The following is a 14,435-nucleotide window of genomic DNA, read 5'->3' on the forward strand; positions in this document are numbered from 1 at the left end:
GGCAAGCTCGGCGAATTCGGACAGGACACGCCGCTCGGTCGTGCAGGCCAGCCTGCGGAACTTGGTCCCATCTATGTCGCGCTTGCGTCCAACGATCTGAGCTTTACCAATGGCAGCGTGTTCGGGGCCAATGGCGGCACCGGCGTGGTTTGACCGTGTCGCTTCCGGCCTTTGACCTGAACTGGCCTGACAGCGATCACCCTGCCGCCTTCGGGCATTTGCGCGCCCGTGTGGCGACAAGGGCGTCCTGCTGTTGTTTCAGCCGGTCGATCCTGGCTGTCTCGCGGTTGGCGACCGCCGTCTTGACGCGCGATCCGCCGAGCAGCCAGCGTGGCACGCTGGTGCTGGCAACCTTGCCGCGGGCGATCGCGGTCTGCGAGATTTCACCGGCGTTTTTGCCCAAGGCACTATTGAGCTCGGTACAACTCATCCTGTCGAACTTCGCCGGATCGGCCGCGCCGCTCATCGATGAGCAGCCGGCAACGATCAACACCGCGATCACAAGAGCCGCTGTCGAGGCTGTCGTTGAGCTAAAAATCATGTCCGCTCCAGGGCTTGCCGCTTCACACTCCGTCATCTCCATCGAACTATCTGGAGCCGATGGTCATTTCGTCAAAATTTGCAGTCGTTGTCGAGCAGGATCGCGGCCCATTGTGACTGGCTGGATGCAGAGCAGCCTTTCCGAAGAGAGGTTTTTTCTCCGATCAGAGTGGCAGGATTTGAACCTGCGCGCCCTTCGTCCCGAACGAGGGGGCCTGCCAGGAGGGTTGCGCCAGGGCAGCAATGGCATAATATGCCATATCGTGCCGCCCAATGGCTGGAGGAGACACCAATGCCCACTCGCAACGTCGTCCTGACCGAACATCATGAGAAGGTGATCGAGGGTTTGGTCAAGACGGGCCGATACCAGAATGCCAGTGAGGTGTTGCGGGACGGCTTGCGTTTGGTTGAGCAGCGCGAGGCCCTGGAACGGGCAAAGCTTGCCGCTCTCGAAGAGGCCGCTCGCATCGGATTTCGCGACGTTGCGGAAGGTCGATTCCGCGACGTGAATGATGAGCATCTGGAAGAGTTCATCCACGGGTTGGGCCGTCAGGCAAAAACAGGGCGGTGAGCCGATGGCCGTCTATCGGCTCGCGGCGTCAGCCGAGGAAGACATCGCTCAACTGCTGGCTTACACGTCCACGAATTTTGGTGAGATTGCACGTATCCGCTACGAGCGGCTGTTGATCACCGCGTTGCGCGACATAGCTGCCGATCCCATGCGAACTGGCAGTGTTGCCCGCGCCGAGTTTGGCGACAATGTCCGCAGCTATCATTTGAGATACAGCCGCGACCGGGCGCGGACAGATCACGGCATTGTCCAGCGACCGCGTCATTTGCTGCTTTATCGCGCCGCCACTGGCGTGATCGGCATTGGTCGCGTGCTTCACGATGTGATGGAGCTCGAACGCCATCTCCCAGCCGTCTACGGCGACGACGGTCGCTAGCACCCGAAAATGGCGTCCAATAAGCAGGATGATGCGGGAGAACAGCCAAGCTGCTGTTTTTCTGGTCGGAGTGGCAGGATTTGAACCTGCGACCCCCTCGTCCCGAACGAGGTGCGCTACCAGACTGCGCTACACTCCGTGACCAGACCGCGGGCTTATAGCCGCCGCTTTTCGATCCTGCAAGCGCCAATGGCAGCACTTCTGTCGCATTTCCCTGCTTTCACGAAACTTGACCGGATGGCATGCGGCCGAGCCACCGGATAAAGATGGACTTAAAGGCTTATCTGATAGCCAAGACACTGATAAATCGGCATTTCGGCCCCTGGAGTTTCAATCATTGCGCATCACTGGCGACGCCCGGCCAAACAGCTTCGAATTCGAAACCTCGGCGCTGATCAAGCCGTCGGGTTTCCGCGAATATGATGCGCGCTGGTGGTTCGGCCACCCTGGCTCCGCGGTAGCGCCGGAACTCAACCTGATCGGCGTCCAGGCGCTCGGCATGGGGCTCGGCACGCTGATCCGGCGCCTTGGCGCCGGGCCAGACATCGTCACCGGGCATGATTTCCGTTCCTATTCGCTTGGCATCAAGCTGGCGCTGGTCTCCGGCCTGATGGCCGCCGGCGCGCGGGTGAGGGACATCGGCCTGGCCTTGTCACCCATGGCCTATTTTGCCCAATTCGCCCTGGATACGCCCTCGGTCGCCATGGTCACTGCCTCGCACAACGAGAATGGCTGGACTGGCGTCAAGATGGGCGCGGCGCGGCCGCTGACCTTCGGCCCGGAGGAGATGAGCGCGCTGAAGGCGATCGTGCTCGCCGGCGACTTCGACCTCACGGGCAGCGGCTCCTACGACTTCGTCGACGATTTTCGCGCCACCTATCTCGACGATCTGACCAGGGGCAAGCGCATAAGGCGAAAACTCAAGGTGGTCGCCGCCTGCGGCAATGGCACTGCCGGAGCCTTTGCCCCGCAAGCCTTGCAAGCAATAGGCTGCGAGGTGATCCCTCTCGACATCGAACTCGACCATACCTTCCCGCGCTACAACCCCAACCCGGAAGACATGCAGATGCTGCACGCCATCAGGGACAAGGTGCTGGAGACCGGCGCCGATGTCGGCCTCGGCTTCGACGGCGATGGCGACCGTTGCGGCGTCGTCGACAATGAGGGCAACGAGATCTTCGCCGACAAGGTCGGCGTCATGCTGGCTCGCGATATTTCCAGCCAGCATCCCGGCTCGAAATTCGTCGTCGACGTCAAGTCGACCGGGCTTTTCAAGACCGACAGCGTGCTCAAGGCCAATGGCGCCGTCACCGACTATTGGAAGACCGGCCACTCCTACATCAAGCGCCGTGTCGCCGAACTCGGCGCCGTCGCCGGTTTCGAAAAGTCGGGCCACTTTTTCTTCAACCCGCCGATCGGGCGCGGCTATGACGACGGGCTGATCACCGCGATTGCCGTCTGCCAGATGCTGGATCGCAATCCGAACAAGTCCATGGCCGATCTCTACCGCGCGCTACCGCTCACCTATGGCACGCCGACCATGTCGCCGCACTGCGCCGACGATGTGAAGTACGGCGTGGTCGAGCGCGTCGTGGCTGATTTTCAGGCCATGCAGCGCGAGAGGGCTGACTTCGCCGGCCAGAAAATCGCCTCACTTGTCACCGTAAACGGCGTTCGCGTCGTCGCCGAGGACGGTACATGGGGCCTGGTGCGGGCCTCCTCCAACAAGCCGGAACTGGTCGTGGTGGTGGAGTCTCCGGTCTCATCGGAACGGCGCCGGCAGATGTTCGACGCGGTCGACGCCGTGCTGCGCCGCAGCCCGGAGGTTGGCGCCTACAACCAGACTTTTTGATGGGATATCCATGAGCCAGCGCATCGTCAGTTTTGTCATGAGCGGCGGTGTCGGTTCGCGGCTCTGGCCGCTGTCGCGTGAGGACAATCCCAAGCAGTTCCACGACCTGTCGGGCGACGGCTCGATGCTGGCCAAGACCCTGCGCCGGCTGACGGCGAGACCCCATGGCGAAACGCCGATCTTCCTGATCGCCTCGGAACGTCATGCCGAGCGCGTCCATGCCGACCTCGCCGGCCTCGACCTCGCCGGCGGCGGCCCGCTGTTCGAACCGACAGGGCGCAACACCGCCGCCGCCGTCGCATTGGCGACGCTGCGCACCCTGTCGGAGTTCGGCGACAGCCTGGTGCTGGTGGTGCCATCGGACCACGAAATATCGACGGCCGCGCAATTCTGGCAGAGCGTCGAGCAGGGCGCGGATGCGGCGAGCGCCGGCCGGCTCGTCGTGTTCGGCATAAAGCCGACACAGCCCGAAACCGGCTATGGTTACATCGAGGTGTCGGGCCAAGGCGCCGGCATTCGCGACGTTTCGCGCTTCGTCGAAAAGCCGGATCTGGCGACGGCGCAGAGCTATCTCGATGCCGGAAACTTCTACTGGAATACCGGCATATTCCTGTTTCGGGCCGGCGCCATGCGCGATGCCTTTTCTGCTTTCCAGCCCGATATCTGGCGGGCCACCGAAGCGGCCTTCGAGGCTGCGACATCGGATTTGTCCGGGCTCTACATGCCGCTTGAGCTTTACGGCGCCATCCCGTCGAACTCGATCGACTATGCCATCATGGAGCGGGCAAAAGACATAGCCATGGTGCCGGCCGGCTTTCGCTGGAACGATCTCGGCTCCTGGCAATCGCTGCTCGATGTCGGCCCGGCCGACAAGAACGGCAATGTCGTGGTTGGCGATGTCGTCGCCATCGATTGCGAGAACTCCTACATCCGCAGCGACGGCCGCCTTTTGTCCGCCATCGGCATGAAGGATGTCGCCATCGTCTCGACATCGGACGCCACCTTCGTGGCTCCGGTCAGCCACAGCCAGCACGTCAAGAAGGTCGTCGAGCAGTTGGAAAAGTCGGGGCGTCTGGAAACCAGGTTCACGCCCGCGCATGGCCGCGTCATCGAAAGCGGCGCCTGGCGGCGGCGCGTGCACCATTGGCTGTTCCAGGAGACCTTGCCGCTGTGGTCGACCTTAGGTGTGGACGAGCGCCATGGCGGCTTCCACGAGGCGCTGGGCTTCGACGCCGGGCCGCTCATCAAGCTCAAACGCATGCGCACCCAGGCCAGGCAGGTCTATGCCTTCGCGGTGGCCAAGGAACGCGGCTGGACCGGCCCGGCCGACCGGCTGATCGCCCATGGCATCGACTTCATGGCCGGCAAGGGGCGCACCGGACGCGGCGGCTGGGTGCGCACGCTGAATGTCGACGGCTCCGTCGCCGATGCCACCGAGGACGCCTACGATCATTCCTGCGTGCTCTTGGCGCTGGCGCACGCGCATATGTCGGGCAATCCCGATGCCTTGCGGCTCGGCGAGGAAACCTTCGCCTTTCTTGATGCCCACCTTGAGGACAGCCGCATGACCGGCTTCCTCGAAACCTCGGACGGGGCGGGCGAGCGGCGCTCCAACCCGCATATGCATCTGCTGGAGGCGTTCCTGGCCTGGCACCAGGCGACCGGCGAGCGCGCCCATCTGCGCCGCGCGGCGCGCATCATCGACCTTTTCCGCAGCCACTTCTTCGACCCTGAAAGCTGGACCCTCGGCGAGTATTTCGGCGCCGACTGGAAGCCGTCCGCCGGCGAGAAGGGAAGCTGGACCGAACCCGGCCATCACTTCGAATGGGCCTCGCTGCTCATCGATTTCGCCGCTCGCAGCGGCCAGACCGAACTCAATGCCTTCGCTCGCAAGCTCTACGCTTCGGCCGTCGCCAACGGCCTCAATCGCGCTACCGGCCTTTCCTATGGTGCCGTGTCGCGCCAGGGGCTGCCGCTCGACACGGTGTCGCGCAGCTGGCCGCAGGCCGAAGCCATCAAGGCGGCCATCGCGCTCGACGGCTCGGGCGGCCCCGACCTCAAGCCCGAGATCGAGGCGCGCGTCGCCCGCCTGTTCCGCTGGCACATCGACCCCGCACCGCTCGGCCTGTGGATCGACCGCATCGACGAGCGCGGCCGCTCGCTGGCCTCGGACGTGCCGGCCAGCATCTTCTACCATCTGGTCTGTGCGCTGACGCAGTATCTGGACGGGACTGGGGAGAAATAGGCCGGATCAGTACGGGCTGGCCACATCCCCAGTCTCGACATAGACCGACTTCAGTTGCGAATAGAGCGCCAGCGCCGCCAGCGAGTTCTCGCGTCCGATGCCGGACTGCTTGACGCCGCCGAAGGGGATTTCCACCGGCGTCAGATTGTAGGCGTTGATCCAGCAGGTGCCGGCATGCAATTCGGCGATGACGCGATGCGCGCGCGGCAGGTCGCGGGTGAAGACGCCCGCCGCGAGGCCGAATTCGGTGTCATTGGCGCGGTCGATGACTTCATCCTCGCCGTCGAATTTCAGCACGCTCATGACCGGGCCGAAAATCTCCTCGCGCGCAATGCGCATCGTGTCGGTGACGCCGGTGAACACCGTCGGCTCGACAAAGAAACCACCCTGGAAACCCTGCAGCGAAGGCACGTTGCCGCCGCAGGCCAGGATTGCCCCATCCTGCTTGCCGACCTCGATATAGCCGACGACCTTCTCGTGCTGGGCTTTCGATACAAGCGGGCCCATCTGCGTCTCGGGGTCGAGCGGATCGCCGATGCGGATCTTCTTGGTCCGCTCGACCAGCCGTTCGACGAAACGGTCGTGGATGCCGCTCTGGACGAAGACGCGCGTGCCGTTGGAGCAGATCTGGCCGGTCGAATAGAAATTGCCAAGCATGGCGCCGCCAATGGCGTTCTCGATGTCGGCGTCGTCGAAGACGATCAGCGGCGACTTGCCGCCGAGCTCCATCGTCGCATGCTTCATCTTCGAACCGGCAAGCGACAGCACCTTGCGGCCAGTCGGCACCGAGCCGGTCACCGAGACCTTGGCCACCACGTCATGGCCGACCAACCCGGCACCGACATCGCCATAGCCTTGCACGACGTTGAACAGGCCGTCGGGCAGGCCAGCCTCGCTGTAGATCTCCGCCAGCGCCAGCGCCGAGAGCGGCGTGTTCTCCGACGGCTTGAACACCATGGCGTTGCCCATGGCGAGCGCGGGCGCGGATTTCCAGCCGGCGATCTGGATCGGGTAGTTCCAGGCGCCGATGCCGACGCAGACGCCGAGTGCCTCGCGCCGCGTGTAGGCGAAGGGCCCGCCGAGGTCGACCGCTTCGCCGTTGAAGACGGCGACCGCGCCGGCGAAATATTCCAGGCAGTCGGCGGCCGACGGTGCGTCGGCCACCAGCGTTTCCTGGATCGCCTTGCCGGTGTCGAGCGTCTCGATGCGTGCGAGATCGGCGTTGCGGGCGCGCAGGATGTCGGCGGCGCGGCGCAGGATGCGGCCGCGCTCGACCGGCTTCAGCCGCGCCCAGGCGGGCTGCGCGGCCCGCGCGGCCTCGATCGCCAGTTCCAGCACGTTCGGCGTCGCCGAACGCAGCATCGCGATGGTCTCGCCCGTGGCCGGGTAGATCACCGGCAGCGGCGCGCCGCCTTCATCCTCGATGTAGCGTCCGTTGACATAGTGCGATGCCGTGGGCTGGGCGCGCATGGTGGTCTCCAAATCGTCTGCGCCCGGGCGGGCGGCTGAAAAAGTCTATCGGGCGGCTCAATCTATTGCGGTGGCTCGATCCGTCGCGCGGATCATGGCTTATCTGTCCGCCACCTGCCAGCGTGGATTGATCCAGGGTTCCTGGTTGGACGGCGCCAGCGGCGTGCGGCCAAGTATGTGGTCGGACGCCTTTTCACCGGTCATGATCGAGGGCGCGTTGAGATTGCCGTTGGTGACCCGCGGGAAAATCGAGGAATCCGCGACCCGCAGCCCCTCGACGCCAATGACCCTGCACTCGGGATCGACGACGCTCATCACATCGTCTGCGCGGCCCATCTTGCAGGTGCCGCAAGGATGGTAGGCGCTTTCGGCATGGTCCCTGATGAAGACGTCGAGTTCGTCGTCGGTCTGCACATGGCTGCCGGGCGATATTTCCTGGCCTCGATAGGCATCGAAAGCCTTCTGGCCGAAAATCTCGCGGGTCAGCCGGATGCAGTGGCGGAACTCCGTCCAGTCGTCGGGATGCGACATGTAGTTGAAGCGGATCACCGGCTTCGATCTCGGATCCGGCGAGCGCAGCGTCACCGAGCCGCGTGACTTCGAGCGCATCGGCCCGACATGGGCCTGGAAGCCGTGCGACTTCGCCGCCGCCTTGCCGTCATAGCGCACCGCGGCCGGGATGAAGTGGTACTGGATGTCGGGATAATCGACGCCGGCCTGCGAGCGCACGAAGGCAGCCGCCTCGAAATGATTAGTAGCGCCAAGCCCGGTCTTGAAGAACATCCACTGCGCTCCGATCAGCGCCTTGGAGAACGGGTTCAGGATCGAATTGAGCGTGATGGGCCTGATCGATTCCTGCTGGATGTAGAGCTCCATATGATCCTGCAGGTTGCGGCCGACGCCGGGCCGGTCGGCGACGATGGCGATGCCGTTCTCGCGCAAATGCTCGGCCGGGCCGATGCCAGACAGCATCAGGATCTTGGGCGAATTGATCGAGGAGGCGGCGACGATCACCTCACGTCGTGCCTTAACCACCTGAATCTGTTTGTGAGCTTCGATCTCGACGCCGACGGCGCGTTGATTCTCGATAATCACCCGGCGCGCAAAACCTTTGAGCAGGCTAACATTTTTGCGTTTGAGCGCGGGCTTCAGATAGGCATTCGCGGCCGACCAGCGGCGGCCGCCCAGAATGGTCTGCTCCATGGCGCCGAAGCCTTCCTGCTTGGCGCCATTATAGTCGTCGGTCAGTTCGAACCCTGCCTGACGGCCGGCCTCGACAAAGGCGCCGTAGAGCGGATTGCGCCGCGAGCCACGCTGCACATGCAGCGGCCCGCCTTTGCCCCGCCAGCCATCTTCGCCTCCGTCGGAATCCTCCATGCGCTTGAAGTAGGGGAGCACGTCGGCGAAGCCCCAACCTGTCGCCCCCTGTTCGGCCCAGTGGTCGAAGTCGCGGGCGTGGCCGCGCACATAGACCATACCGTTGATCGAAGACGAGCCGCCGATGACCTTGCCGCGCGGCGTCGCCAGCACACGGCCACCGAGATGCGGCTCCGGCTCGCTGGCGAAGCCCCAGTCGTAAAGGCTCATATTGAGCGGGATCGACAACGCCGACGGCATCTGGATCAGCGGCCCCATGTCGGTGCCGCCGAATTCGATGACGATGACCGAATGCTTGCCGTCCTCCGACAGGCGATAGGCCATGGCCGAGCCGGCCGAGCCGGAGCCGATGATGACGAAATCCGCTTCAAGCATTGTTCATATGCGCCATGAAATCGGCGAGCGAGACATTGCCGCCGGTAGCCACAACCAGGACGGTCTTTCCCGCCACATCCACCTTGCCCCCGAGCAGTGCCGCCAGAGATGCCGCGCCCGACGGCTCCAGCACCAGCTTCATCCGTTCGAAGGCGATCTTCATCGCCCGCCGTACCGATTGATCGTCGACGGTGATGCCGCGCACGCCGGCGGTCCTGACCGCCGCGAACGGTGCGTCCCCCGGCCGGCGCGACATCAGCCCGTCGCAGATCGATTTCGGCCCGATCGGCATCGTCTCGATGCTGCCATGCGCGAGCGAGGAGCCCATGCCGTTGAAACCCTCCGGCTCGACGCCAATGATTTCCGTCGAGGGCGACAGATAGTGGAAGGCGAGCGAAACGCCGCCGATCAGCCCGCCGCCGCCCACCGAACAGAACAGCAGGTCGGCGCTGGCATCCTTGGCGGCGAGCTGGTCTAGCGCTTCGAGGCCGGCGCCTGCCTGGCCGGCGACGATCTCCGGATCGTCGAAAGGATGCAGCAGGGCCAGCCCCTCGGTCTGCGCGATCTCGCGCGCCTTGGCGGCCGCGACTTCCTCTCGCGCGCGGTCGCCATGGTCGGTCAGCACGACGCGCGCGCCATAGCCCGCCGTCGCGTCACGCTTGGCGGCCGGCGCGTCGATCGGCATGACGATCGTCACGGGAATGCCGAGCGCCTGTCCGGCGGCGGCCAGCCCTTGGGCGAAATTGCCGGAGGAATAGGCGACGACGCCCTTGCTCGCCTCTTCAGCCGAAAGCCGCTTCAGGCGCCAATAGGCGCCGCGTATCTTGAAGGATCCCGCCCATTGCAGCGATTCCGGCTTGATGAAGACGCGCGCCGCGCCGGTCTCCCGGGCAAGAGCCGCCGATTCCAGCAGCGGCGTGATCTGCGTCGCCCGTGAGGTGACGGCATAGGCCTGCTTCAGGTGATCGAGGGAGGGGACGAGAAGGTCTGCCATCATTCGCCTCGCGGGAACCGTTTCTGCTCTTCGAGCACGTTGAGATCCATATGGTTGCGCATGTAGCGTTCCGAGGCCTTCTGCAGTGGCTGGAACTCCCAGGGATAGTGCGTGCCGTTGCGCAGCGCCGGATAGACCACCCAGCGCCGCGCCTGGCTGGCCCGCACCGCGGCATCGAAAGCCGCCATGTCCCAGCGCGCGCGGACCTTTTCCAGGAAAGCCGCCACCAGACCGGCATGCGCCGGATCGGCCGCGAGATTGTTCAACTCATGCGGGTCGGCATCGATATCATAGAGTTGCGGCGGATCCATCTCGCAATGGACGAACTTGTAGCGGCCGTCGCGGATAGCCACCAACGGCGCGTTGGAGCCTTCGGCGGCATATTCCATAAGCACCGGAGCGGTGCGCTTTTTGCCCTCGATCAGGGGCAGCAGCGACTGACCGTCGGTCCATGGGGCGATCGCGCTCATGTCGATGCCGGCGAGATCGCACAGCGTCGGCGTGACGTCGAGATTGGAGACCGGCGTCGGGATCAGGCCGGCGGAAATGCCCTTGCCGGCGATCATCAGCGGCACTCGCGCCGAGCCCTCGAAGAAGCACATCTTGAACCACAGGCCGCGCTCGCCGAGCATGTCGCCATGGTCCGAGCAGAACAGGATGATGGTGTCGTCGAGCATGCGGGTGCGTTCCAGCACCGACAGCAGTTCGCCGACCTTGTCGTCGAGATAGGAAATGTTGGCGAAATAGCCGCGCCGCGAGCGGCGGATCTGCTCGGGCGTTATGTCGAAACTGTCGTAGTCGGAGGCCTTGTAGAGTCGCTGTGAATGCGGATCCTGGCTGTCATAGGGTATGAAGCCGACCTCGGGCTCCAGCGCCGGACAATCCTCATAGAGATCCCAGTATTTCCGTCGGGCGACATAGGGGTCGTGTGGATGGGTGAAGGACACTGTCAGGCACCAGGGCCGGTGCGCGGCATCGTCGGAGACGCGGGCGAAGTCATAGAGCTTCTGCACCGCGTGGAAGGCGACTTCGTCGTCATACTCCATCTGGTTGGAAATCTCGGCGACGCCGGCGCCGGTCACCGAGCCCAGATTGTGGTACCACCAGTCGATGCGTTCGCCGGGCTTGCGATAGTCGGGGGTCCAGCCGAAATCGGCGGGATAGATGTCGGTGGTCAGCCGTTCCTCGAATCCGTGCAACTGATCCGGCCCGACGAAATGCATCTTGCCCGACAGCACGGTGTGGTAGCCGTCTGAGCGCAGGTGATGCGCGAAGGTCGGGATCGACGAGGGGAACTCGGCGGCGTTGTCATAGACCTCGGTGCGCGACGGTAACTGGCCGCTCATGAAGGCGGCGCGGCCCGGCGCGCACAGCGGCGAGGCAGTATAATTGTTCGCAAAGCGGGCAGACCGCGCCGCCAGTGCCTTGAGGTGCGGCGCGTGCAGGAACGCGGCCGGTCCATCTGGGAACAGGGTTCCGTTGAGCTGATCGACCATGACGATCAGGAAATTGGGTCGCTTCGCCGTCACTGTTTCTGCCGTCCGCCCAGTTTGGTTTCGAGATAATCCTCGACCAGCGCGATCGCGGTCGCGGCGTCAGGCACGCCGTCCTTCAGCGCGCGCCTGATGTAGAGCCCGTCGATCATCGCCGCCGTCGCTTCCGCCGCGCGATCGGCTTCAACCCGGGGCAGGATACCCGTCAAACCGCTCATGAGGTTTGAATGCAGCCGCCGCGCATAGACCCTGAGCAGCCGGCGCAACGCCGACGACTTCTGCGCCTCGACGTAGAAGGCAAGCCATGCGGCAATGGTTTCGGCCTGGAACTGGATGTCGGAGAAGTTGACCGCCACCACCACCGAGACGCGCTCGCGCGGGGAGGCGGCGGATTGAAGCGCGCGGCGCATGTCGATGGTCAGTTCGGCCAGGATGTGCCGCATCGTCGCGAACAGCAATTCGTCCTTGGCGCCGAAATAGTGGTGGGCCAGCGCCGAGGACACACCGGCGCGCCCGGCGATCTCGGACATGGTCACGTCAAGCGAGCCGCGCTCGCCGATCGCCGAGATCGTCGCGTCGATGAGCGCCTTGCGGCGCAATGGCTCCATTCCGATTTTCGGCATGCTGTTCCCGATTTTGCGGCGAGATTATTTTTTATTGACGCGTCAATCAATAAAAAATCGACGTTGGCCGCGACTGCACCAAGCGATTGTCCGGTTACGGCCCTTCACGGCTCGGACAAGAATGTTTATATTTGAACAATCAAAGGCGACGCGCGCCGCCAGCCTTTGGGCTAGAATGCCCGTTGGACTGGACTGGCGCCAAGGATGGAGACCGCCATGACCGCATGCATCGTTGGCTGGGCGCATTCGCGCTTCGGCAAGCTTGAGGGCGAGACGCTCGAAAATCTGATCGTCAAGGTTGCGACCGATGCGCTCGATCATGCCGGCATCGGCCCGGATGATGTCGACGAGATCGTGCTCGGCCATTTCAACGCCGGCTTTTCGGCACAGGATTTCACCGCGAGCCTTGTGCTGCAGGCCGACGACCGGCTGCGCTTCAAGCCCGCGACGCGCGTCGAGAATGCCTGCGCCACCGGATCGGCGGCGGTCCGGCAGGGTATCCGCGCCATCGATGCCAACGCCGCCCGTATCGTGCTGGTGGTCGGCGCCGAGCAGATGACGACGACACCGGGCCCGGAGATCGGCAAGAACCTGCTGAAGGCCTCCTATCTGCCCGAGGACGGCGAAACGCCGGCGGGCTTCGCCGGTGTGTTCGGCAAGATCGCACAGGCCTATTTCCAGCGTTATGGCGACCAGTCGGACGCGCTCGCCATGATCGCGGCCAAGAACCACAAGAACGGCGTCGACAATCCCTACGCGCAGATGCGCAAGGATTTCGGCTACGATTTCTGCCGCCAGGAGAGCGAGAAGAACCCCTTCGTCGCCGGCCCACTGAAGCGCACCGACTGCTCGCTGGTCTCCGATGGCGCCGCGGCGCTTGTCCTCACCGATACCGCCACCGCGCTCAGGATGCGCCGTGCCGTGACCTTCCGCGCCAACGAGCATGTCCAGGATTTCCTGCCGATGTCGAAGCGCGACATCCTTGCCTTCGAAGGCTGCGAGCAGGCCTGGAACCGGGCCTTGAAGAATGCCGGGGTAACGCTGGACGATCTCTCCTTCGTCGAGACGCATGACTGCTTCACCATCGCCGAGCTGATCGAATACGAGGCAATGGGCCTGGCAAAGCCGGGGGAGGGCGCAAAGCTGGCGCTGGACGGCACCACGGCGAAGAATGGCCGCCTGCCGGTCAATCCTTCCGGCGGACTGAAGGCCAAGGGCCATCCGATCGGCGCTACCGGCGTCTCCATGCATGTCTTGACCGCCATGCAGCTTGTCGGCGAGGCCGGCGGCATCCAGGTGCCGGGCGCGAAGCTTGGCGGCATTTTCAACATGGGCGGCGCGGCGGTCGCCAACTACGTTTCCATTCTCGACCGGATCAGGTAGAAGCGGCCCGCATTTTGCGGGAGGCGACATGGCAAATCCGGTTCTGATCGAGGTCCTGCGCGGGGCGATCGTCGAGAGCGCACATCGGGGCGCGGTCGCGGTGCTCGATGCCGATGGCAACACGGTGCTGGAGATCGGCGATACGTCGCGGCCTGTATTTCCGCGCTCGGCGGTCAAGGCCATCCAGGCCTTGCCGCTCGTCGAGAGCGGTGCCGCTGACGCCTATGGCTTCGGCAACCGCGAACTGGCGCTCGCTTGTGCATCGCATTCCGGCGAGCCGGCCCATGTCGAACTGGCGCGCTCGATGCTCGCCAAGGCCGGCCTGGATGGATCGGCGCTCGAATGCGGCACGCATTGGCCCTCGAACCATGACGCCGAGATCGCGCTGGCGCGCGCCGGCGGCTTGCCCAATGCGCTGCACAACAATTGCTCCGGCAAGCATTCCGGTTTCCTCTGCACCTGCGTCCACTCCGGCATCGACCACCGTGGCTACGTCAAGGCGGGACATGGTTTGCAGGAGATGGTGCGCGACGCCATGCAATCGGTCACCGGCGCCGTCCATGGACCGGATGAGCGCGCGACGGACGGCTGCTCGATTCCCACCTATGCCGTGCCGCTCAGGAGTTTCGCACTGGGTTTTGCCCGCATGGCGACGGGTCGCGGCTTCGGCCCCGAGCGTGCAAAGGCCGCAAAGCGCCTGCTCACAGCCTGCATGGCGGAACCGTTCTTCGTTGCCGGCACCGGCCGCGCCGACGTGTTGCTGATGGACGCCGCTCCCGGGCGCATTTTTGCGAAAGGCGGCGCCGAAGGTGTCCATTGCGCCGCAATTCCCGAGCTCGGCCTTGGCGTGGCCGTCAAATGCGATGACGGAGCCGGCCGTGCCGGCGACGCCATTGCTGCTGCTGTCCTGGCAAAGCTGCTGCATAAGGACGACGCAATCGCGGCAAAGCTGCTCGAACTGGCCAATGCTCCGATCGAGAGCCGGGTCGGCGCCAGGGTCGGGGCATTGAGACCGACCGAGGCCTTGAACTGAGGCAGCGCTCAGCTGACGCGGTTGCGCTCGACGGTCAGGTGCGCGAAGCCGGTTTGGCTCAATTGCGTGAGATCTGCCGTCACCGGCTCGGCCCAGCGTTGGC

The 14,435-nt window shown here is 64.3% G+C and carries 12 protein-coding genes and 1 tRNA gene; 6 read left to right on the forward strand and 7 right to left on the reverse strand.

Annotation, left to right across the window (positions count from 1 at the left end; all coding sequences use genetic code 11):
- Positions 1-196: 196 nt before the first annotated feature.
- Entirely contained in the window at positions 197-541 is a 345-nt protein-coding gene (locus tag J0I79_RS31595) for a hypothetical protein (RefSeq protein ID WP_292868938.1), read from the reverse strand.
- Between the two features lie 291 nt (positions 542-832).
- On the opposite strand from J0I79_RS31595, the gene J0I79_RS31600 reads away from it, so the two are divergent.
- On the forward strand, positions 833-1,111 hold the full coding sequence (locus J0I79_RS31600; RefSeq protein WP_292868941.1) for a type II toxin-antitoxin system ParD family antitoxin: 279 nt from the start codon (positions 833-835) through the stop codon (positions 1,109-1,111).
- A 4-nt stretch (positions 1,112-1,115) separates the two neighbouring features.
- A complete protein-coding gene (locus tag J0I79_RS31605; protein WP_292868944.1) occupies positions 1,116-1,487 on the forward strand; it encodes a type II toxin-antitoxin system RelE/ParE family toxin in 372 nt (123 codons plus the stop codon).
- Positions 1,488-1,549: 62 nt separating this feature from the next.
- Here the strand turns inward: J0I79_RS31605 and J0I79_RS31610 are convergent.
- A tRNA-Pro gene (locus tag J0I79_RS31610) sits at positions 1,550-1,626 on the reverse strand.
- 198 nt (positions 1,627-1,824) lie between these two features.
- Between J0I79_RS31610 and J0I79_RS31615 the strand changes: the two genes are divergently transcribed.
- Both J0I79_RS31615 and J0I79_RS31620 read left to right on the forward strand, forming a co-directional pair.
- The gene (locus tag J0I79_RS31615) at positions 1,825-3,339 is read left to right on the forward strand and encodes a phosphomannomutase/phosphoglucomutase (protein ID WP_292868947.1); all 1,515 of its coding nucleotides are present in this window, start codon (positions 1,825-1,827) and stop codon (positions 3,337-3,339) included.
- A gap of 10 nt (positions 3,340-3,349) precedes the next feature.
- Positions 3,350-5,584 carry a mannose-1-phosphate guanylyltransferase/mannose-6-phosphate isomerase gene (locus tag J0I79_RS31620; RefSeq protein ID WP_292868950.1) on the forward strand — a complete coding sequence of 745 codons (2,235 nt, stop codon included), beginning with the start codon at positions 3,350-3,352 and terminating at the stop codon, positions 5,582-5,584.
- A gap of 6 nt (positions 5,585-5,590) precedes the next feature.
- Here J0I79_RS31620 and betB read toward each other — a convergent pair whose 3' ends face one another.
- The 5 genes from betB to betI all read right to left on the reverse strand — a co-directional run bounded on the left by betB (position 5,591) and on the right by betI (position 11,916).
- Positions 5,591-7,054 carry a betaine-aldehyde dehydrogenase gene (gene betB, locus J0I79_RS31625; protein ID WP_292868953.1) on the reverse strand — a complete coding sequence of 488 codons (1,464 nt, stop codon included), beginning with the start codon at positions 7,052-7,054 and terminating at the stop codon, positions 5,591-5,593.
- Between the two features lie 99 nt (positions 7,055-7,153).
- Positions 7,154-8,806 (reverse strand): choline dehydrogenase, encoded by a 1,653-nt coding sequence (gene betA / locus J0I79_RS31630; protein WP_292868956.1) that lies wholly within the window; start codon positions 8,804-8,806, stop codon positions 7,154-7,156.
- The gene (locus J0I79_RS31635; RefSeq protein WP_292868959.1) at positions 8,799-9,803 is read right to left on the reverse strand and encodes a threonine/serine dehydratase; all 1,005 of its coding nucleotides are present in this window, start codon (positions 9,801-9,803) and stop codon (positions 8,799-8,801) included. Before J0I79_RS31635 ends, betA begins: the two co-directional genes overlap by 8 nt.
- Complete coding sequence (gene betC / locus J0I79_RS31640; protein WP_292868962.1) at positions 9,800-11,329, reverse strand: choline-sulfatase; 1,530 nt, start codon at positions 11,327-11,329, stop codon at positions 9,800-9,802. Before betC ends, J0I79_RS31635 begins: the two co-directional genes overlap by 4 nt.
- Positions 11,326-11,916: a transcriptional regulator BetI gene (betI, locus tag J0I79_RS31645; protein WP_292868965.1), complete on the reverse strand. Its 591-nt coding sequence runs from the start codon at positions 11,914-11,916 to the stop codon at positions 11,326-11,328. The genes betC and betI overlap by 4 nt, the downstream gene beginning before the upstream one ends.
- Positions 11,917-12,132: 216 nt before the next feature.
- On the opposite strand from betI, the gene J0I79_RS31650 reads away from it, so the two are divergent.
- On the forward strand, positions 12,133-13,299 hold the full coding sequence (locus J0I79_RS31650) for an acetyl-CoA acetyltransferase (protein WP_292868968.1): 1,167 nt from the start codon (positions 12,133-12,135) through the stop codon (positions 13,297-13,299).
- A 28-nt stretch (positions 13,300-13,327) separates the two neighbouring features.
- A complete protein-coding gene (locus J0I79_RS31655) occupies positions 13,328-14,332 on the forward strand; it encodes an asparaginase (protein WP_292868971.1) in 1,005 nt (334 codons plus the stop codon).
- The last annotated feature ends 103 nt before the right edge of the window (positions 14,333-14,435 follow it).

The organism is Mesorhizobium sp., assembly GCF_017306585.1.
In the GTDB taxonomy this organism is placed as follows: Bacteria; Pseudomonadota; Alphaproteobacteria; order Rhizobiales; family Rhizobiaceae; genus Mesorhizobium.